This is a genomic window from Labilithrix sp., from assembly GCA_019637155.1.
GTDB lineage: Bacteria > Myxococcota_A > Polyangia > Polyangiales > Polyangiaceae > Labilithrix.
Map to the genome: position 1 here is coordinate 186,555 of JAHBWE010000012.1, position 20,249 is coordinate 206,803.

Genomic DNA, 20,249 nt, shown 5'->3' on the forward strand with positions numbered 1-20,249 from the left:
CCATCTTAGACGGCGCGCGAGCGCGCCGCGATCAGACCGATTGCAAGCGAACCGCTGTGCCGTACGCGAGCACCTCGGTCGTGCCTTGGCCGAACTCGGTGGCGTCGTAGCGCATGCCGATGATGGCGTGCGCGCCCAGCGCCTCCGCGTGCGACAGCATCTCGACGTAGGCGTCGTGGCGGGCGGCCTCGCAGACGTCGACGTACTCCTTGATGTTGCCGCCGGCGAGCTGCTTGATCGAGCCGACGAACCCCGCGCCGAAGCTGACGGAGCGCACGATCACGCCGCGAACGATGCCGAGGTAGCCGACGATCTTGTGGCCCGCGACGTCGTTGCCCGTCGTCACGATGACCTTCTCGGTCCGCTCGGCGCCGGAGCGGTAGGGGGAGCTCGTGTCCATGACGTGAGACTCAAGGGATCTGGTCGCAGGTCCCTTTGTGATCGCTCTCGTTGCAGTCGCTGCCGCACGAGTCGTAGCAGTCGCAGTACGACTTCGCGCAGGCCTCGCAGTCGGCCTTCTTCGCCGAGATCACCGCCGCGCTCACGCACGCGCTGAACTTCTCGCTGCAGCTCGCCTCCTCGTCCGACGAGCACGTCCCGCCCGAGCACCCCGCCTGCGCCGCGACGACCCCGAACGATCCCACCACGACCGCCCCGACGACGCCGAGAGTCCCGAGCGCCCGAAGGACTTCGCGAGCGATCATCCGACCGCGCGGCGTTCGCGGGTGAAGGCCGATTGAAGGCGCTCCGCGAGCTCGTCGCGGTTCTCGATGGAAGGGACCGCGCGGCGGGTGGAGGAGCGGCGCTCGCCGAAGGCCATCCGCAGGTCCGCGACGGTGCGGAGGTCCGCCTTCGAGCGGGCGTGCATCAACGCGTGCGAGCCACAGAGGGTCGCCTCGCTCCCGCCGCGGAGCTGGACGATCGCGAGCATCCGCTCGTCGCAGACGCCGCAGACGGCGCAGGATTTCATCGGTGCTTCGGGATTTTCGGCGCGCTTCCTACGGTCCATCCCTCACCGTTCGCACGCGCGGCATCGGCGGGCCAAGAAAACGGGAGTGCGATATAAACCGTCCATGGCCCTCTATCTCGTCACCGGCGGCGCTGGCTTCATCGGTTCCTCGATCGCAGAGGCCCTCCTCGCCAAAGGCGAGAAGGTCCGCATCCTCGACGACTTCTCGACCGGTCGCCGCTCGAACCTCGAGTCCCTCAAGGGCAACGTCGAGGTGATCGAAGGCACGATCGTCGACCCCGAGACGGTGAAGAAGGCCGTCCAAGGCGTCGAGGTCATCTTCCACGAGGCCGCGCTCGCGTCGGTCGCCCGCTCGGTCGAGAACCCCGGCATCTCCATGCTCGCCAACGTGCAGGGCACCACGGTGGTGCTCGACGCCGCGCGCCACGCGAAGGTCCGGCGCGTCGTCTTCGCCGCGAGCTCTTCCGCGTACGGGGACACGCCGACGCTGCCGAAGGTCGAGACGATGACCCCCGAGCCGCTCTCGCCGTACGCGATCTCGAAGCTCACCGGCGAGCACCTCCTCCGCGTGTTCTCGTCGCTCTACGGGATCGAGACGCTGAGCCTCCGCTACTTCAACGTCTTCGGCCCGCGCCAGGACCCCACCAGCCAGTACGCCGCCGTCATCCCGAACTTCATCAAAGCCGCGCTCAACAAGACGCGCCCGGTCGTGTTCGGCGACGGCGAGCAGACGCGTGACTTCTGCTTCATCGACAACACCGTCGAGGCGAACCTGCTCGGGGCGAGCACCTCGAACAAGCTCACCGGTCAGGTCGTCAACATCGCGTGCGGCGAGCGCATCTCGCTCAACGATCTCCTGAAGCACATCGGCGAGGAGGCCGGCGCGCCGCTCGATCCGATCTACGAGCCCGGCCGCCAAGGCGACGTCCGCGACTCGCTCGCCTCGATCGAAGCGGCGAAGAACCTCATCGGCTACGAGCCCAAGGTCCGCGTCCGCGAAGGCCTCGCCAAGACGTTCACCGCCTTCAAAGCGATGTACGGCGCCGGCAAAGCCTGAGCGGTCTCCTCTCGGGGACCCGGGGCGGCGGAGCGCGCCCCGCGCGCGGAGAGTCCCCGGCGGGGAGAGCTCGAGAGGGGCTGGCCCCTCTCGAACAAGAAGACTCAGCTCGAGAAGACGAGCGGGTAGACGACGGTGACGATGCCGCCCTCCGGCGGCGGGAACGACATCGACTGGAAGCCGCGCACGACGCACGCCGTGACCTCCGCGTCGGGGAGATCGCCGCCGCCCGCGCTCGCCATCGCGACCGCGCCCTCGCGATCGATCACGAACTTCACCGCGACGCGACCCTCGAGGCCGGGGTTCCGGCGCAGACCGGACTCGTAGCAGAAGCGCAGGCGACCGAAGCCCTGACGAACGACGCGCTGCACCGCCTCCGGCGGGAGCCGCCCGTTGACCTGCACCCCCGAGCACCCGCCGCCGTTGGCGGTCGTCTCCAGATCGCCCCCGCAGCGAAGCACCGGCGACTTCACGACGTGCCCGCCCCACCCGCCGCGAGCGCGGCCGCCCGCGCCTCCGAGCCCACGACTGTCGCCCATACACGCGCTGCAGCCGACGCCGATGCCGTCGCGCGCGATCCCCTTCCCCTTGCCGCCGCCCGCTTCGCCGACGCCCGAGAGCGTCGCGCCGCCGAGGCCGATCGCGTCGTCGATCGTCGCGCCGAAGATGTTGCCCGTCGCGGACGGCCCTTCGTACGCGGCGAAGCGATCGCTCCCGCCGGTGCCCGCGCCGAGGAGGCCGATCAAGCCGAACGACGACGCCTCCTCGCGCTCCCGCGCTCGGTCGCGCGCTGGACGATGAGCGCCCGCTTCGTGGCGCGCGACGGTGTTGCCCGCGACGGCGGGCGCGCCCGAAGCCGGCGCCGCGCCCGCCGCCGCGCCCGCGATCGGCGCGGGGGCGTCCCCGATCTCCGCGCCGGCCGCCGCGCTCCGGTCCTCGAGGACCGCGCCGTAACGCGCGAGCTGCTCGAACGCGGCGCGCTCTTCCTCCGCCGCCGACGCGCGGCCGATGAAGGCCATCGAGAGGATCGTGGCGTGGAGCACCGCGCCGAGCGCGACGCCCTTCAGGACGCGGCCGTCACCGAACGACCAGGGCACCCGCGCCGCCTCGACCACGCGCAAGCGCACGACGACCGCGCCGCACGCGACGACGTCGTGAAAGAGCTCGCCGCGCACCGCGACCACGAGGTCGCCGTCGCCGTCGCCGGGAAACGGAAGCGCGAAGTCCGCGAGACGCACCACCCCCCGCCCTCGCACGCGCGCGACCGCGACGACGTCCTCACCCCAACACAACCGAGCCTCGATCGACGGCGTCGCTCGCATCGAGAGATGCGGACCGCACCGCGCGCCCGAAGTTCCCGCGACCGCGCAGAGCGCCGCGACCGCGCGTCAGCGGCGGCGCTTGCGGGTGCCGAGGAGGGCGGCGAGCCCGAGGACGGCGAGGAGCGAGCCTGCGTTCGGGCCGGTGCCCGTCGTGTTGCAGCCGCTCGTCTCCGTCGTCACGGCGCGCTTCTTCTTCGGCTTCTTCTTGGTCGTCGTCGTGTCGTCGTCGTCGTCGTCGTCGGTCGAGCTCGGGGTGTTCGTCGTCGACGAGCCCTCGGGGTCGACGTCGCCGGTGCCGCCGCTCGTCGTGCCCGGCGTGTCCGTGCTCGCGATCGTCGCGCACGCGCCCTGGACGATGCCCGTCGCCTTGAAGGCGCAGTCGACGATGTTCTGCTCGTTCTGCGTGAGACCGATGTCCTTCGCCGCCGACATCACGCCCGCCGCGGCCTGCTCGAAGCCCGTCGACTGCATGAAGTACTGCGAGTTCGCGCGGTACCAGAGCTTCTCGGACTTCTCCCAGCCGATGCCGGTCTTGATCGTGACGTTCGACACCTTGTTCGTGCCGCCCACCGTCATGAGGTAAGCGGCGTTGTTGATGATGCCGCTGTTGATGTGAACGCCGCCTTCGTCCTGCGTCGTCTGGACGAACTCGTTCATGTGCCGCGGCTGCGGCTCGAGGCCGCCGCGCGGGTCCACCATGTCGCGGAGCGGCTTCCCCGACTTCACGACCTGCTCGCCGAGGAGCCAGTTCTTCTGCGCGTCCGGCGCGACCGTGTGCTCGATGAAGGCGCCGAAGATGTCGGAGACCGCCTCGTTGAGCGCGCCCGACTGGTTCTTGTAGATGAGGTTCGACGTCTTCTCGATGACGCCGTGGGTGAACTCGTGCCCGACGACGTCGAGGCTCACCGAGAGCGCGCGGAAGAGCTGACCGCCGTCGCCGTAGATCATGCCGGTCTTGATCCACGCCGCGTTGTCGAACTGGCGGCCGAAGTGGACCGTCGACTGGAGCGCGCCGCCGTTGCCGTCGATCGCGTTCCGGTTGTGGACCGTCCTGTAATACTTCGCGACCGCGGCCGCGTTGAAGTGCGCGTCGACCGCCGCGCCCGCGCCGTTCTGGGTGCGGTCCCACGTCGTCGTCGAGTTGGAGGTGACGATGTTGCCGGGCGCCACCTCCTGCTGCTGCGCCGTGAACGTCTGGATCGACACGCCCGTGCTCGTGTCGACCATCTGGAAGCCGCCGGCGCCGTTCGAGACCTCGAACTGCTTGTCGTCGTTGAGGACGCCCTTGCCCGACGCCTGGATCGTCTGCAGATCGTTGCGGCGATCGAGGATGTCGCCCGTGTGCGCGTCGACGTTGACGACCCAGATCGCCGGGTGCTCCGCCGCGAGCGCGCGGACGTGGAACTCGTACGCGAGCCTTCCCTTCGCCTTCGAGCCGTCCTTCGTCGGCTCGGCGTAGACGACGAGCTCGCCCGCGTCGGCCTCGAGCGAGCTCTCGTCGACGACGCTCCGCGAGAGCACGTCGGCCTTCACCACCGCGAGCGCGTCCTTCGCCTCGAAGCGCGGGTTCACGTCGACGTCGTCGAGACCCGCGACGTAGTTCGCGTCGATCGAGGCGAGGCGGCCCTCTCGATCGTAGTGCGCCATCACCTCGGCGCCGCGGACCGGCACGCCGTGCACCGTCTGCTGGAAGCGCGCGTGCGCCATGCCGAGCGCGTCGGACTCGGTCTTCTCCGCCGCGAGCTCGAGGCCCGGGTCGCGCATCTTGAAGAGCGCGCGGTTCTCGTTGAGGACGGCGAGCGTGCGGACGTGCGGGTTCTCGCCACGCTGGAGGACGCGCGCGCCGGTGCGCTTCGCGGAGAGGTGGAGCGGCGTCTTGAGCTCCTCGTGCTGGAGCCACGTCCAGCGCTGGTGGGTGGTGGTCTCGAGCGCGTCGAACGCCTCGAGCTGCTGCATCGTCACGCCGTCGGTCGGGAGCGGCGGCAGCGCCGGCTCGTCCTCCGCCTCGGTGCTGCAGCCGCCCGCTGCAGCAAGGATCCCGAAGGCAACGAACGCAAGCTTCCGCATTGTCACTCGAGTGTCGCAACTCGCGGGCCAACTCGCCAAGGCCGGCGGCGGTCCACTCCCGTCAGAAATGACCGCCGGCTCGGTTCCCGGTCGTCGCGAATCGCGCCAAATCGGCAGGGATTGTCGAGATCCACCTGAGTGCGAGGTGAGCAAGGTGGAACGACCGCGATCCATGACCTACAGCCACGTAGGGTGTACGAATCCCGCGCTACGGCCTCGACAGGATCACGGAGAGCTCGGGCGGGACGATGCCGTAGCCCTCGGCCGCGGCGAGGAGGCCGGCGTTCGAGGCGACGTTGGAGAGGAAGTCGCGCGCGTGCGGGGTGCCACGGAGGCCGTTCACGCGCGTGACGAGACGCGGAAGGCCGCGCGCAATTGCATGTTTTGCTTCGGCGGTGCGACCGAGATCGAAGAGCGCGTCGTGGAGCGCGAGGAAGATCGGCGCCTCGTTGAGGAGGCTCGGCGAGCCGTCCTCGATGAGCGACGCCGCTTCGGTCGCGAGCTCGACCGCGCGCTCCGCCTGACCGAGCCGGCGCTCCGCTTCGCTCCAGAACCCGAGCGCGACGGGCACGACGTCGAGCATCTTCGTCGCGCGATACCCACCCGACGCGGTCTTCAGCAGCGTGCGCGCTTGCTCGGCCGCGTTCGGCGGCGCGCGCGTGCCCGCGTCGGTGCGGAGGAGCTCCGCGCCGCGATAGAAGAGGACGCCGAGCGTCGCGCGATCGTGCGGGACCCACGCGCCCGAGACCGCGTTGTCGGCGATCGCGCGCGGATCGGCGAGGAGCGTGTCGTGCGCGGAGTCGGAGCCGAACGTCGCGGTCCAGCAGAGCAGGTTCATCTGTCCGTGCCGCACGGTGCCGGGGGAGCCGACCGCCTGCGCGAGGGCGATGCCGCTCTCGATCGCCGCGCGCGCTTCGTCCTTCGCGCCCATCGTCGTCAGCGCGAACCCGACGTTGATGTTGAGCGTGGCCTCGCGCGTCTTGAGGCCGGCCTCCGACGCCGCGCGCACCGCGCTGCGACGCGCTTCGAGGGCGGCGCCGACGTCGCCGCGCGCCTGACGGACGACGGCGAGCGTCTGGTACGCGTCGACCGCGGCGCCCGGCAGCGAGTGGTCCCGCGCGAGCGCGAGCAGCGAGTCGGTCCACGCGGCGGCCTTGTCGAGCTCGCCCGCGAACGCGTAGCGCGCGGCGAGATCGGCGGCGGAGCGCGCCTCCTCGTCCCAGAGCCCCGCCGCCTTCGCGCGACGAATGACCTCCTCGAGCGACGCGCTCGTGTCCGGCCGGCCGCCGCACGCGTTCTCGTAGCGCACGCGCGCGCCGAGCGCACGCACCGCGCTCGGCTCGTCGTAGACCGCCTCCTGCATCGCGCGCACCGCCGTGTCGCGCTCGCCCGCGCGCGCGTCGAGGCGCACCCACGCTTCGTCGAGGAGCTGCGCGCGCGCGAACTGGGTCGGGTTGTCGATCGCGAAGTCGAGCGACTTCTCCGCGAGGCGCACCGCTTCTCCGAGCGCGCTCGCGGCGAGGGCGCGCCGCGCCGCCTTCTCGACGTAGACCGCGGCCTCGACCGGCTGCCCTCCGAGCTCGAGGTGACGCGCGACGATCGCGTCGTCCTCTCCCATCTTCGCGAGCCAGTGCCCCGCCTCGGTGTGGAGCTCCTTCAGGTGCTCCTCGCCGAGCGACGCGTACGCGACCTCGCGCGTGAGCGCATGCTTGAACGCCCACTCGCGCGTGTCCTTGAAGCGCGACGACGCTTGCTCGAGGACGACCTCGGCCGTGGTCAGCACCTTCATGACCTCGCCCGCGTTCTTCACCCCGAGCGCCTCGAGCCCCGCGTCCCAGACCTGGAGCCCGAAGATCGAGAGCTTCATCGCCGCCTCGCGCACCTCCTCGTCGAGCGCGTCGAGGTGGACCTGGATCGCGGCCTCGATCGTGGGCGCGCTCGCGGCGTCGCGACCTTGATGGGCGAGGCGCGCGAGCTCCTCCGCGAAGAGCGGAGAGCCGCCGGCCTGCGCCGAGATGCTCTCGACCAGCGCCTCGCCTTCGGGCGACGTCGCCTTCTCGCCGAGGATCGCCTTCGCGATCGCGCGCACGGTGCGGCGCGCGAGCGGGCGGAGCTCGATCCGGACGTGGTCGCGGCCGTTCCAGCGCGCGGGATCGTCGCGCCAGAGCGTGGGCCGCGCCGTCGCGAGGACGAAGACGGGGTGCCCCGCCGCGCGCGCGAGCAAGTGATCGATCCACGAGAGCGACTCGAGGTCGGCCCACTGCGCGTCCTCGATCGCGATGACGAGCGCGGACTCGCGCGACATGCGGAGCGCCATCTCCGTGAGCGCGATCCACAGCGCGTCGCGCGCGGCGCGGCCGTCGGCGCCCTCCGGCAGCGGCACGTTCGCGATGAGGCGAGCGACGAGGTCGCGCGCCTCCGGCTCCCCGAGCCCGAGCCGGCCGAGCAGCGCGTCGATCGCGGTCCCGGACGCGTCGAGGTCGGCGCCCTTCGACACGCCGGCGAGGCCGCGCGCGACGTCGGCCATGATGCCGAGCGCGTGGCTCTTCGCGAACGACTCCGCGCGCACCATGACGACGCGCGGGGACGACGGATGCGACGCTACGCGCGCGAGCGCCTCGCGGCGGAGGCGCGTCTTGCCGATGCCGGGCGCGCCGGTGAGCGTGACGATGATCGGCGTCTCGTCCTCCATGCAGCGCTCGTACGCGCTCACGGCCTGGGAGAGGTCCGCCTCGCGGCCGACGAACGGCGAGCCGCCCGCGATCTCCTTCTTCGCGGTGACCTTCGGGCCCACGACCGAGGTGCCGTCGGCGCGGACTTGCATCTCGAAGCGGCCGCGCGCGAGCTCGCTCGTCGTCGTGTCGGCGAGGACCTGCGTCTTCTGCGCGTCGCGCGCGAGCGCGGCGGCGCGGTCGACGACCTCGCCGGTGGGGCGCGTGCGATCGATGCGCGTGCGCCCGGTCGCGACGCCGACCTTCGAGCCCATCTTCGCGAGGCGGAGCCCGAGGTCGAGCGCGCGCGCGGCCTCGTCGCCGAGCGCCTTCTTCACGCCGAGGTGCGCGACGATCGCGTCGCCGCCGAGCTCGGTCGCCTCCGCGCCGCGCGCGCGGAGGTGCGCGATGAGACGCTGGCGCGCGGGCCCCTTCGGCACGTGGGTCGCGAGGATCGACGTGACGAGGCGCGAGCCGCCCGACTTCGACGCGGTCCCCGACGCCGAGAGCACGATCTCGCCCATGCTCATCGGCATCTGCTCCGAGATCGGCGCGCGGATGGGGACGACCTCGTGCTCGACGTCGGCCGCGATCGCGCGGAGCCGCATCGCGACGTCGGCGGCGCGGGCGGGGCGCTCCTCCGGGTGCGTCGCGAGCATCTCGCAGAGCAGGTCGTCGAGCGACACCGGCGCTTCGGTGTACACCTCGCCGAGGCGCGGCGCGGGCGTGGTGACGAGGCGCGCGAGGATCGCGATCGGGGTCGGGCCGACGTGGGGCGGGCGCCCCGCGATCATCTCGAAGAGCGTGGCGCCGAGGGCGTAGATGTCCGACCGCGGATCGACCTCCGCGTCGCCGCGCGCCTGCTCCGGCGCCATGTACGCGGGCGTGCCGATGATCGCGCCGGTGCGCGTGAGGCGCGCGTCCTCCGCCGACGCGACGCCGAAGTCGACGAGCTTCGCCTCGAGCGGCCACGTGTCCTCGCCCGCGCGACTTCCGACGAGGATGACGTTCGACGGCTTGATGTCGCGATGCACGATCCCGACGCCGTGCGCGTACGCGAGCGCCTCCGCGACCTGCGCCGCGACCTCGAGGCAGCGCACGAACGAGAGCGGCGCGCGCTTCTGGCGCTGCTGGATGTCCTCGCCTTCGAGCCACTCCATCGCGACGTAGGGGTGCCCTTCGTCGAGCTGCCCGAACGCGACGACGCGCACGATGCCGGGGTGGCTGAGGCCGGCGAGGACGCGGCCTTCGCGGCCGAAGCGCGCCTCCTCGCCGGCGTCGACGCCGGGGATCGCGATCACCTTGAGCGCGACGGGCGCGCCCGACACCTCGTCGCGCGCGCGGTACACGATGCCGACGCCGCCGCGCCCCACCTCTCGCTCGATGACGAAGCGCTCCGCGAGGAGCCCCTGGAACGCCGAAGCGGTCACGGCGTCAGCGTACCACGCGTCTCACGGCGCGCAGCAGAGCGTAGGCTCGGGCGCCGGGTCGGGGCTCGCGCAGATCGGCGCCCGAAACGTGAGATCGAGGCGCGTGCCGTCGGCGTAGGTCACCGCCAGCGTCCCCGCGAGGAGCGAGCTCGTCTTCTCGGAGATCGTGAGGCGGAAGCCCTGATCGAGCGGCGCCTCGTCGATCGGGTTCTTCGCGCAGCTCGCGCCCAGCTCGGAGAACGCGCGCGCCTCGAGGCCCGTGCTCGCGTCGTAGGTGCCGGGTCCGAAGGTGGCCGGCTCCGCTCCGCGCGCGGTGATCTGGACGCCCCACTCGTCGACGGCGCCGGGCTTGGTCGTGCTCTCGCGCACGGCGCAGACGTGGGTCCAGCTCGAGAGCCCGATCGTGAGGGTGCGCCGGTGTTCGAGCTGGCCGTTCGGGCCAGGGACCGACGTGAGGTGCTCGAGGACGTAGACGTCCTTCACGGTCGGTCCCACCCGCGGATCGGCGAACGTGAAGGTCGCGTCGGCGGGGAGCGCGGGCAGCTCCGCGCAGGTGAAGCTCGGTCGCGCGGCGGGCGCGGGCGCGGACTCCGGCTCGGGCGGGGGCGGGGCGTCGTTCGTCGTCGTCGTGGCGGCGGGGGCAGGCGGCGGCGGCTCCGCGTCGAAGGCGGCGCACGCGGAGAGGGAGAGGAACGAGATCGCGGCGGCGGCGCGGATCACTCGTTCTCCTGCGCGGCGCAGCACGTCGAGTCTCCCTCGGCCGCGGCGCAGATCGGCGCGGTGAACGTGAACGTCGTCTTCTGGCCGCTCCAGTCGCGCACGTCGACGCTGCCCTCGATCTCGGTGTCGGTCGCGGCGGTGATCTTGATCTTGCCGCGTGGGGCTCGGTCGGCAGCGCCGCGGCGGCTGGAAGCGCGCACCTCGCCCTCCTCGAGCGGCGGCACGCATGCCTCACCCGCCTCGGCGGAGAGCTCGCGCGCGTCGAGCTCGCCGACCGCGACGGCGCCGTCCTTCAAGCGCGTATGGAAGCGGAGCTCGTTGACGCGCTGGTGCGCGAGCTTGTTCGTGCGGTAGCCGCACTCGTGCCCGGTCTCGGTGAGCGTGATGACGAGCTCTCCGTTCGACACCGTCGCGTAGACGTCGACGGGCTCGATGTCGAAGAAGCCACTCACGGCGGTGACGGCGAGCTTGCCCGCGGGGGTCGTCGACTTTCCGGCGAGCGTCGCGCACGTCTCGACGACGGGGCCGGTGGGCGCGGGCTCGGCCTCCGGCGCGGTCTCGGTCGGCTGGGCCTCGGGCGTCGTCTGCGCGGCGGGGTCGGTCTTCTCGGCGGGCGCGGCCGGCTGCGTCGCGGCGGCGGGCTGCTCCGCGGCGTCAGGCGCGGGATCGGCGCCGCTGCACGCAACGAGGGTCGACGTGAGGACGGCACCGAGGAGCGGGAGCTTCATGCCGAGGCCTGGTTGCAACCCGCACGCCGATCGCGATCGCGCGGGAAATTCCCCGCGATCGCGGCGTGATCATCCGGGGTCTGGGCGCTCGCCGCGGATCGCGCCGCGTGTCGTATCAGGTGCTCGTCTCAGGTGCTCGTCTCGGTGCTCGCGACGATCTTCTTCCCGAGGCCGACGATGAACATCTCGTAGCTGTTCGCGCGCGTGCCTTCGGGGCGGATCCCGCGCTCCTCGGTGAAGAGGCGCCGCGTCTCGGCCTTCGCGAGCGGGAGGTCCTCGCCCATGAAGATCTTGCCGACGAAGGAGCCGCCCGGTTTGAGGAACTTCTCCGCGACTGCGAGCGCGCGCATGAAGAGCTCGAAGCTCCGCGTCTGATCGCCGAGGCGGTTGCCGGTCGTTCGCGGTGCCATGTCGCTGAGGACGACGTCGAACGGTCCGTGCTCGGCGATGACGTCGTTGTCGAGCGCGAGCGCGTCGCCGACGATCGCGGTCGCGTTCGGCGGGAGCACGGTGTTCAGCGGCTCGAGGTCCACCGCGAAGAGGTGCCCCGTCGCGCCGATCTTCTGCGTCACGTAGAGCGACCAGCTCCCAGGCGCGGCGCCGAGATCGATGACGCGCTGCCCGGGCTTCAGCAGCTTGATGCGCCGATCGATCTCCTCGAGCTTGAACACGCTGCGCGCGGGGTAGCCCTGAAGCCGGGCCTCACGCGTGAACGAGTCCCCGCCCTTATAGGTGTTCTTCGCTCCTCGGCCGCTACGGGCTCGCGCCATGCCCCTTCCTTTGCCGCAGCCCGCGCCGCCGGTCACGTTCTTTTGCGGTCAGGGGCTTCGCCCCCGACACCCCCGCGCGCCGGTTCCCCGCGGACGCGACTCGACCGCTTCCGCGCGCCGCCCTCCCCGCGCAAGGACGCGACTCGGCTGCGGGCTCGCGTCGTCCCTTCAGTTGGCGCAGCATGCGGCGCCGGTCACGTCATTCCTTCGTGCCTCGGGGCAGATTGGGGCGACGAACGCTAGCTGGATGCGGTGGCCGTCCACGTCGCGCACGTCGATCTTGCCTTCGAGCGAGGTCTCCGTCATCGCCGTGATCGTGACCTTGCCGCGCGCCGTTTGGGCGCTGATCGCCGTGCCGATCGCGGCCGGGGCCGGCTCGGTCAAGCACGCGGCGCCGCCCCCCTCCCGCACGATCGACTCGGCGACGACCTGGAACGGAACGGCCTTGTCGCGGACGGGGAGCGTGACGGAGAGCTCGTCGACGTCGGCGTGATTGAGCCCGTTCGCGCGATAGCTGCATTCGTTTGCATGCTTCGACAGCGTGATGGTGATGCGCCCTCCGTTCACCGTCGCGAAGACGTCGACCGGCTTCATCGCGTACGCCTTGTGGATGCGCACCTCGGCGAGCTTGCCCGCGGGCGGAGCGGCCGCGATCGACGCGCACGTCACCGGAGCCGGCGTCGCGCTGGGCTCCTCGACCGAGGTCGATTCCGTCGCCCCCGTCGTATCGCGCTCGTCCTCTTCTGCCGGCGGCTCTGACGGCGTGGCCGCGATCGACTCGGCGATCGGGACGTCGGGAGCGAGACCATCGGAGCCCTCGCACGCGAGGACGAGAGCGAGAAGAGGAGCGAGCGAGGCGACGCGAACCATCATGCAAACCCCAACAGCAACCCCCGCGCCGCCGCACGCACCTCGGAATTTCCGAGGCCGCCCACGCACGCGACCGCGCGCGGGCCCCATTCACGATGGAGAACCCGCCTGGTCAGCTCCCCGCCGCCTGCGCTCTTTCGCGGTCAGGGGCTTCGCCCCCGACACCCCCGGCCCAGAACACGGCCCGCCGAAGCAGCGGGTCGCTTCGCTCTTTCGCGGTCAGGGGCTTCGCCCCCGACACCCCGGGCCCAGAACACGGCCCGCCGAAGCGGCGGGTCGCTTCGCGACCGCTGTGGCGGCCGCGTTCTGGGCCGGGGCCTGCAACGGAGATGGAAAATTCCATGCGGATCTCGCCGCGTCGCACACGCGCGCTGGAGGTCGCCTTTGGATCGGGACGGATCCCGGAGACGCGATTGATCGGCGCGAAACCCGCGGTTTTCATGGGGCGAGTCGATGGACTGCGGGTTGCACTATCCAGGGCAACCGCCATGAACCTCCGCTGCACCTTCCACGTGAGCCCGATGACCGCGACGCCCGCCAGCCAGCCGGAGCGCCCGCGGATGCCGAGCGTGGTCGACATCGAGGTCGACTTCGTGGACGAGCCCGCCCCCCGCGGCCGCTCGGTCGAGACCTGGACGCGCGCGCGAGGCTGGGGCTCCGAAGACTGAGCCTTCGGGCTCGCTTCTTCGCGAGCTCACGCGAGCTCGCGAAAACGAAGACGCCGGTCTGCCTCGAGGGTAGGACCGGCGTTCGTGTTTCGGAGCAGAGGCGCGGCTCAGCGCTTCTTGCGCTCGCGGCCCTTCACGCCGTGGCGGATGACGACGAGGCCGTTCTCGGGGCCGGGGATGCCGCCCTCGATCATGAGGAGGTTCTTCTCGGCGTCGACGCGGGCGACCTTGAGGTTGAGGACGCTGACCGTCTCGTTGCCGTACTGACCCGGCATCTTGAGGTTCGGGAGCGTGCGGCCCGGCGTCATGTTCGTACCGATCGAGCCGCCGTGGCGGCGGTACTCGTGCGTGCCGTGCGTCTGCACGAAGCCGGCGAACGACCAGCGACGGACGACGCCGCTGAAGCCGCGGCCGCGCGTGGTGCCCTGCGTGTCGACGATCTGGCCCGGCTGGAAGAGGTCCGCGAGGTTGACCGACGCGCCGACCTCGAACTTCGCCGCGAACTCGTCGTCGCAGCGGAGCTCCTTCAGCGTGCGCTTCGCCGTGACGTTCGCCTTCTTGAACGCGGCCTGCTGCGCCTTCGCGAGGTGCTTCTCCTTCGCGTCGGTGAGGCCGAACACGACCGCGACGTACCCGTCCTTCTCCTTCGTGCGCTTCCCCGCGACGACGAGCGAGCTCGTGTCGATGACGGTGACGCGCTGGACGGTGCCGTCCTCCTTGTAGAGCTGGGTCATGCCGAGCTTCTTGCCGATGATGCCGGGCTTCGTATTCATGCTTCGCGATCCTCTGCGCTCGTTCGTGGGTGGTTCTTCGTGTTCCAAGGACCGGGCGGCGTTCGCGAGGACGGGTCCGAGCGCGTGGACCCGGGAGCCGAAGCTCCACGCCTTCAGTCCAATGAAGGGCCGGCGTATATCGTCGCCCGGCCGCCCGGCGTCAAGGCTTACGAGAGCTTGGCGATCAGGTCCTTCACGCCTTGCACGTGCTCGTTCGCGCTGAGCTGAGCCTTGAAGACGCCGGCGATCGTGCCCTTCTTGTCGATCACGTACGTCACGCGCGCGAGGCGGCCGAGGAGCTTCGTCAGCAGGTTCTCGGCCTCGTAGGTCCGCGCGAGCTCGCGGTTCGTGTCGGCGACGAGCGCGAACGGGACCGCGTACTCCTTCGCGAAGCGCTCGTGGCTGTCGTCCGAATCGGTCGAGATCCCGATGACCTCCGTGTCCTTGTCGGCGAGATCGGCGTACGCGTCGCGGAAGCCGCAGGTCTCCCGCGTGCAGACCATCGTGAAATCGCCGGGATAGAAGTAGAGGACGACGTTCTTCTTGCCGATGAGCTCGGAGAGCCTCAGCGACTTGCCGGAGCTGGACCGCACGTCGAAGTCGGGCGCCGTCTGGCCTACGCGTAGTGTCATGACGCTCCGCTCCTTAACACGATGCGACCCTCGTTGACACGTCTGGGGTCACATGCTTTAAAGCGCGCCCCCGCAAGGCAGAAACGCCTGGGTTTTCCCCAGCTTTTCCGAAGGCCTACCGAGGGATTCTGGAGAGATTTGGTCATGCAGAACGCAAAGATCGCCGAGATCGAAAAAGAGCAGCTCCGTGAGGGTACGCCCGACTTCCGCGTCGGCGACACGGTTCGCGTGCACTACAAGATCGTCGAGGGCGACAAGGACCGCATCCAGGTCTTCCAGGGCGTCGTCCTCAAGCGCCACCGCGCCGGCGCGCGCAGCACGTTCACCGTGCGCAAGGTGAGCTTCAGCGTCGGCGTCGAGCGCCAGTTCCTCACCCACTCGCCGCGCATCGACAAGGTCGAGATCGTGTCGCGCGGCGTCGTCCGTCGCGCGCGCCTCTTCTACCTCCGCGACCTCGCCGGCAAGGCCGCCCGCGTCCGCGATCAGAAGGACGTCTGATCCGTCGCGCGAGCACGAGCTCGAGCTCGAGAGGCCTCGCCCGCACACCGCGGCGCGAGGCCTTCGTGCATTTCTGCGCGCTACTTCTTCGTGCCGTCGAGGAGCTCTTTCACCGTGAACGCGTCCGCGCGGCGTGAGCCGTAGCGGTTGTAGATGACGGTGCGGTCCTTGAAGACGCCGCGCCGGTGAAACTCGGCGATCTCCTCCACCGTGAACGGCCCCTTCCCCATCGCGTCCGCGCTCGCGAGGACGATGTACTTTTCACCAGAAGACATGGGGCAAGTCTATCAGGCCCCCATGAGCACGTACGCCTCGCGGACCTCGCCTCCTTTCGACGCATGCCGCCACCCGCTCACACCTACATAGAGAGAAATGCGTGCTGACAGCCGTGGCATGCGCTCTCGGTTCGCGGACGCATGCCGCGACTGGCACGATCGTGGAGCGCCGGCAGGGCGCTCTGCGATCGCTCCTCTGTAGGTCGGTTGCGTCATCAGGGATTGCCCAAGGGCCGGATGCTACCGACGCCTTTGACACAAGGGGGAGGCCTGCATGGGCTCGCCTCGTAGCAGCGGCTAAGTCCCTGCCGGCACTCGAGGCATGCAGCGTCTTCGTCACGAAGGCATTCAGCGACGCATGCGCTGTCCCCACAGCCACATTGCTGAACGCAGGCAGCAGATCGAGCACACGAACCCGAAAACTCCGCTCGCTGGTAGTGGTCGCCATAGCAGTGTCGAAGCTCAGAGTCGCAGCTCGCGATGACGCAAGCCTGCTGTTCTTCAATCTCCTCCCGCGAACACGACTCCCCCGTTACGAGCACGCACGACTCGAGCGCAGCAGTGGTCGGTGGGGCAGGCGCCGCGGGTGCGGCCGGTTTCTCAGAGGAGGAGCACGCGAGGACGAGCGCGTTCGCGAGCACCGTCGCAATGAAGAGTCTCATGGCCAGTAGCCTCCTGTCCTGAAGAACGCGTCCGTCGTGCTGTCCCACTGCCGCGCATGATTGATATAGTGGTCGACTCCACCTATCCCGATCGGCTGGAAATAGTGCTCTTCCGCGACGTTTATGCCAACGAGAACTGGAGACCACGTGGCCGTCAGGAGGGCCGAGCCACTGTCTCCCCCGGTGACGTCCAGATCGTGCCGAAGAGTCTGATTGGTCGAGTCGAAATAGTGCGACCAGAAGCTGCCCTTTGTAATCTTTCCCGATGTAAATGTCAGATGTGGGACGCCCCGGTAGCCCCACGTTTGACAGAGAGTGATGATGTGGGGACGGCATCGACGCGCGTGCGCGTCGATGTGTGCAGCCGACGGAAAGATCACGCTCGAAGTCGTGTGGAGCGGCGAACGGAGCACCTCCCTCCGACCGCATGCACGTGCGGCTGAGGCGAAGTCCAACGGCGTGACGAGCACCTCGCCGCGCTCCCGACCAAGGTCGGTGCCTCGCATCTCGCATCTATGGGGAGACCATCTCTCGAAGCCGTACGCGGATGTCGCGCAGCCATACGCTGTCGCCGTAAACGTCGCCCGCGAGGAGGCTCGTGATGGAACGCCGCAGCGCCGCGTGCTTGTCCTCCGCGAACAGGGTCTCCACGAGCGGGCCGCGGTAGAACGCCTGCACCGCGAGGATGAAGGTCTCCGCCGCGGCGCGGACCTTCGCGCGCCACGCCTCGACCAGCGCGCCCTCGTCCGCCGGCGCAGCGAGCGTGTCCGCGATCGTGTCGGCGGCGAGGAGGCCGCCCGTCATCGCGAGGTGCGCGCCGGTCGAGAAGAGCGGATCGATGAAGCCGCCCGCGTCGCCGACCGCGAGCCAGCCTGGCCCCGCCGTCGTGCGCACGCGGTAGCTGAAGTCCGCCGTCGCCTCGCAGCGCGGCCAGAGCCTCTTCGCGCGCGCGAGCAGCTCCGTCGCCGACGACGACTCGCGCGCCGCCGCGGCGAAGAGGTCGTCCGTCGACGTGCCGGCGCGGGCGCGCATCCACGCGCGAGAGACCACCGCGCCGACGCTCGTGCGACCGTCCGCGAACGGGATGAACCAGAACCAGTTCGGGCGCTCCGGCTCGCCGCTCTCGAAGAGCACGATGTCGATGTCGCCCGCGAGCGCGCCCTCCGCGCGCGGGACGTCCGTGAAGTGCGCGTAGATCGCGGTCTGATCGAGCCCCTCGATCTTGTCGGTCGCGGCGCGGCCGGTGAGCAGATCGCGGCCCGACGCGTCGACGACGAAGTCGGCGCGCTCGAGCGCGCCCGCGACGGAGACGCCGATCGCGCGCGCGCCTTCGAAGACGACGCGGTCGACCTTCGTCTCCATCCGCACGTCCGCGCCGAGCTCCTTCGCGTGATCGAGGAGGAGCGCATCGAAATCGTCGCGCGGGACCTGGAACGCGTGGTCGGGCTCCGGCTTCCACGCCCCGTCGAAGGAGAAGCGGTCCTTCCGCGCGCGGACGTCGTCGTGGAAGCGCGCGCCGTACTTGAGGAGGAAGCGCGCCTCCGCCTTCGCGAGGACGCCGATCGTCTCGAGGACCGGGAGCGACTTCGGCAGCAGCGACTCGCCGAGGTGGAAGCGCGGAAAGGTCGTCTTCTCGAAGACGACGACGTCGAGGCCGCGCTGTCGCAAACGCGCGGCCGTGACCGAGCCGCCCGGTCCGCCGCCGATGACGACGACGCGCGGCAAGCTCAGTCCGCGGTCTTCGGCGGCGGCCCCAGCTGAATGCGCTCGCCGATGTACGCGCCGATGAGCGTGAACATGATCCCGATCGCGCTCATGACGACGTAGAGGAACGTCGGCATCGTGCGGACGGTCTGGCTCTGGACGAGGAGGAACGTGGTCGGGATCGCGATGACGAAGCTCGCGACCATCGGCTCGATGAAGGTGCGGCCCGGAGAGATCATGCCGACGAGGAGCCCGCCGATGAACCAGACCGGCACGCAGACGATCATCCCGTTGCCGCCCTCGAAGTCGAGGAGCGTGACGATCTTCGGGAGCCCGAACACGAGCGCGGCAGTGAGCACCCCCTGCACCGCGATCGCGATGAACAGCCACTGGACGCTCACGCCCTCCTGCTGGTAGCGGCGCTCGAGCTCTTCCTCGCGGCTGCGCGTCTTCGCGCCGGGCGCCTCGATCTTGGAGCCGCAGGACCCACACCGGACCGAACCGGGCGGGTTCTTGTCGAACCCACACGACGGGCATTTCACCAGCTTCGACGCCGCCATCGGTTTCGGAGGCTACCAGCACGGAAGATTTCCTGGAACTCTGGATCCGGCCGGCTGTCGGACTTGGCACCCCCGCGGAATCCTGTCGTACTCTTCCGTAACCGCTCGACTTACCGATGACCGACGCAGAGGCCACAGACCTGAGCCCGAACGGCGAGGAGACCAAAGAGGAGCTCGATCCCGAGCTCCTCGAGCTTCCGGATCCGCCGAAGCAGGGCCGCACGCTCACCGTCGCGCTCCTGGTCGTGACCGCGCTCGCGTCGGTCGCGATGCTCCTCGCGCTCCGCCGCGACGCGGCGTACGCCTTCGCGCCGGCCGGCGCGCACGACGTGGGCGACCTCACCACCGCCGCGCCGGCGGCGTTCGTGGAGAACCAGTACGTGCACGGCGCGGTGATGCTCGGGGCCGGCGGCGCGATCCGTTACGAGCGCCCGCTCGTCTCCGACTCGTTCCGCTTGATGCCGGTCGCGGGGCGCGACGACGTCTGGGTCGAGGTCCGCGTCCCGCCGCGCGGCGAGAACGTGCGCTGGGTCCCGCCGGCGGAGGTGTCGGGGCGCCTCGTTCGCTTCGACAAGGCCGGCCCCCGCCACCGCGGGCTCGCCGACGCGATCAAGGACACGAAGCAGCACGACGTGCCGAAGGACGCGTGGCTCCTCGTCGACGGCAACGCCCCCGCGGACGCGCGGTGGGCCGTCATCCTCTGCGCGATGTTCGCGTGCTTCGCGATCTGGAACGCGTTCGCGACCGCGAAGCTGCTCCGCCGCGTGAAGACCTGATCGCTACGGCAGCTACGACAGCTACGGCAGATCGCGATCGGGTCCGTCGACGACCTCGATCGGCGATTGGATCCACGAGACGCCGCCGCGGTTGTCGTGGAGGACGGCCCACAAGATCCCCTTCCCCGGCGCGCGCGTCGGCTCGTAGAGCGCGTTGCTGATCTCCGGCCCGCCGGCGAAGGGATCGCGCACGACGATGCGCGGCTGGATGAAGCGTCCGAGCGTCACGTACCAGTCGACGTAGAGCGTCTCCTTGCCGACGCGGCCGTTCGCGTCGACGTTGTCGGGGTCCTCTTCGGCGTCGGACTCGTCGAAGTTGATGTCCATCCCGTTCCAGATGCAGTTCCAGTCGAAGAAGTCCTCGAGGACCGTCTTGTCGCAGCGCTCGACGACGGGCCCGCGCGCGAGGTCGACGTGGCGGCCGCGATGCACGAGCCGCGTGATCTGCGGGACCTTGTTGCGGCGCGTGGGGGTGACGGTGACGCGCGTGAACCCGAACACGCCGTGGTCGGCGGAGAGCTCCTTGCCGTCCGCGCCGAAGCACCCGAACGGCGCCTGGTTCGGCGCGAGGCTCGCGACGCGCGGCTTCCGCTCGACGTGCCCGCCGCACGCGATCAGGAACGTCCACGAGGTCACCGCCGGCTCGCTGCCGCGCCCCGGCTCGGGCACGACGCCGTCGAGCGCGTCGTTCGGGATCGTGATCGACGTCGCGGTCCCCTCCTCGAGCATCGGCGAGAGGTCGACGCCGGCGGGGTACGCCGCCTCGAGGTAGGGGTAGCAGTCGAAGTACTGCCCGCCGGGCGGATCGACGCACGGCACCTTGAACCAGTGCACGCGCATCGGCTCGGGCTTGTCCATCCGCCCATCGTCGACGAGCGCCTCGAGGCTCACCGTCTCGCCGGGCCGCGCATAAGGCAGGTCCGAACGCACCGCGAGGATGCGGACCTGCTTCACCTCGCTCTTGTTCGGAAAGGGATCGTTGTTGCAGGCCGCGACCACGACACCGACGACGAGAAGGGGCCCCAGAAGCGGCCGCCACAGCGGGCGCGCAGCGCC

The 20,249-nt window shown here is 70.3% G+C and carries 20 protein-coding genes; 4 read left to right on the forward strand and 16 right to left on the reverse strand.

The window, feature by feature from the left end:
* Positions 1-31: 31 nt before the first annotated feature.
* Genes KF837_25660 through KF837_25670 form a run of 3 tightly spaced genes read right to left on the reverse strand, consistent with a single transcriptional unit; the run spans position 32 to position 970 of the window.
* Positions 32-400: a YbjQ family protein gene (locus tag KF837_25660; GenBank protein ID MBX3230731.1), complete on the reverse strand. Its 369-nt coding sequence runs from the start codon at positions 398-400 to the stop codon at positions 32-34.
* A gap of 10 nt (positions 401-410) precedes the next feature.
* On the reverse strand, positions 411-704 hold the full coding sequence (locus tag KF837_25665; GenBank protein MBX3230732.1) for a hypothetical protein: 294 nt from the start codon (positions 702-704) through the stop codon (positions 411-413).
* Complete coding sequence (locus tag KF837_25670) at positions 701-970, reverse strand: hypothetical protein (protein ID MBX3230733.1); 270 nt, start codon at positions 968-970, stop codon at positions 701-703. Before KF837_25670 ends, KF837_25665 begins: the two co-directional genes overlap by 4 nt.
* Before the next feature lie 103 nt (positions 971-1,073).
* On the opposite strand from KF837_25670, the gene KF837_25675 reads away from it, so the two are divergent.
* Positions 1,074-2,027 (forward strand): SDR family oxidoreductase, encoded by a 954-nt coding sequence (locus tag KF837_25675; GenBank protein MBX3230734.1) that lies wholly within the window; start codon positions 1,074-1,076, stop codon positions 2,025-2,027.
* 104 nt (positions 2,028-2,131) lie between these two features.
* Here the strand turns inward: KF837_25675 and KF837_25680 are convergent, their stop codons facing one another.
* The 7 genes from KF837_25680 to KF837_25710 form a co-directional block, all read right to left on the reverse strand.
* Positions 2,132-3,268, reverse strand: a complete 1,137-nt coding sequence (locus tag KF837_25680; GenBank protein MBX3230735.1) for an AgmX/PglI C-terminal domain-containing protein — start codon at positions 3,266-3,268, stop codon at positions 2,132-2,134.
* Positions 3,269-3,415: 147 nt separating this feature from the next.
* Positions 3,416-5,416 (reverse strand): peptidase M4 family protein, encoded by a 2,001-nt coding sequence (locus KF837_25685; protein MBX3230736.1) that lies wholly within the window; start codon positions 5,414-5,416, stop codon positions 3,416-3,418.
* Positions 5,417-5,624: 208 nt separating this feature from the next.
* Positions 5,625-9,557: a protein kinase gene (locus KF837_25690; protein ID MBX3230737.1), complete on the reverse strand. Its 3,933-nt coding sequence runs from the start codon at positions 9,555-9,557 to the stop codon at positions 5,625-5,627.
* 21 nt (positions 9,558-9,578) lie between these two features.
* Entirely contained in the window at positions 9,579-10,277 is a 699-nt protein-coding gene (locus KF837_25695; GenBank protein ID MBX3230738.1) for a hypothetical protein, read from the reverse strand.
* Positions 10,274-11,005 (reverse strand): hypothetical protein, encoded by a 732-nt coding sequence (locus KF837_25700; protein MBX3230739.1) that lies wholly within the window; start codon positions 11,003-11,005, stop codon positions 10,274-10,276. The genes KF837_25695 and KF837_25700 overlap by 4 nt, the downstream gene beginning before the upstream one ends.
* 128 nt (positions 11,006-11,133) lie before the next feature.
* Entirely contained in the window at positions 11,134-11,775 is a 642-nt protein-coding gene (locus KF837_25705) for an RlmE family RNA methyltransferase (GenBank protein MBX3230740.1), read from the reverse strand.
* Between the two features lie 168 nt (positions 11,776-11,943).
* Complete coding sequence (locus KF837_25710; GenBank protein ID MBX3230741.1) at positions 11,944-12,648, reverse strand: hypothetical protein; 705 nt, start codon at positions 12,646-12,648, stop codon at positions 11,944-11,946.
* Positions 12,649-13,133: 485 nt separating this feature from the next.
* On the opposite strand from KF837_25710, the gene KF837_25715 reads away from it, so the two are divergent.
* The gene (locus KF837_25715) at positions 13,134-13,313 is read left to right on the forward strand and encodes a hypothetical protein (GenBank protein ID MBX3230742.1); all 180 of its coding nucleotides are present in this window, start codon (positions 13,134-13,136) and stop codon (positions 13,311-13,313) included.
* 107 nt (positions 13,314-13,420) lie between these two features.
* Here KF837_25715 and rplC read toward each other — a convergent pair whose 3' ends face one another.
* Together rplC and KF837_25725 are read right to left on the reverse strand one after the other, a co-directional pair.
* The gene (gene rplC, locus KF837_25720) at positions 13,421-14,086 is read right to left on the reverse strand and encodes a 50S ribosomal protein L3 (protein ID MBX3230743.1); all 666 of its coding nucleotides are present in this window, start codon (positions 14,084-14,086) and stop codon (positions 13,421-13,423) included.
* A gap of 167 nt (positions 14,087-14,253) precedes the next feature.
* Positions 14,254-14,718: a peroxiredoxin gene (locus tag KF837_25725; GenBank protein ID MBX3230744.1), complete on the reverse strand. Its 465-nt coding sequence runs from the start codon at positions 14,716-14,718 to the stop codon at positions 14,254-14,256.
* Between the two features lie 144 nt (positions 14,719-14,862).
* Between KF837_25725 and rplS the strand changes: the two genes are divergently transcribed.
* A complete protein-coding gene (rplS, locus tag KF837_25730) occupies positions 14,863-15,216 on the forward strand; it encodes a 50S ribosomal protein L19 (protein MBX3230745.1) in 354 nt (117 codons plus the stop codon).
* Positions 15,217-15,296: 80 nt separating this feature from the next.
* On the opposite strand, the gene KF837_25735 is transcribed toward rplS, so the two are convergent.
* The 3 genes from KF837_25735 to KF837_25745 all read right to left on the reverse strand — a co-directional run bounded on the left by KF837_25735 (position 15,297) and on the right by KF837_25745 (position 18,417).
* Positions 15,297-15,491: a hypothetical protein gene (locus KF837_25735; protein ID MBX3230746.1), complete on the reverse strand. Its 195-nt coding sequence runs from the start codon at positions 15,489-15,491 to the stop codon at positions 15,297-15,299.
* Between the two features lie 1,175 nt (positions 15,492-16,666).
* Entirely contained in the window at positions 16,667-17,878 is a 1,212-nt protein-coding gene (locus KF837_25740) for a tryptophan 7-halogenase (protein MBX3230747.1), read from the reverse strand.
* A gap of 2 nt (positions 17,879-17,880) precedes the next feature.
* Positions 17,881-18,417, reverse strand: coding sequence for a zinc ribbon domain-containing protein (locus KF837_25745; GenBank protein MBX3230748.1), 537 nt, complete (start codon positions 18,415-18,417; stop codon positions 17,881-17,883).
* A gap of 116 nt (positions 18,418-18,533) precedes the next feature.
* Here KF837_25745 and KF837_25750 point away from each other — a divergent pair, with 116 nt between their 5' ends.
* Entirely contained in the window at positions 18,534-19,193 is a 660-nt protein-coding gene (locus KF837_25750) for a hypothetical protein (GenBank protein MBX3230749.1), read from the forward strand.
* 21 nt (positions 19,194-19,214) lie between these two features.
* Here the strand turns inward: KF837_25750 and KF837_25755 are convergent, their stop codons facing one another.
* The gene (locus KF837_25755; GenBank protein ID MBX3230750.1) at positions 19,215-20,192 is read right to left on the reverse strand and encodes a hypothetical protein; all 978 of its coding nucleotides are present in this window, start codon (positions 20,190-20,192) and stop codon (positions 19,215-19,217) included.
* Positions 20,193-20,249: the final 57 nt, after the last annotated feature.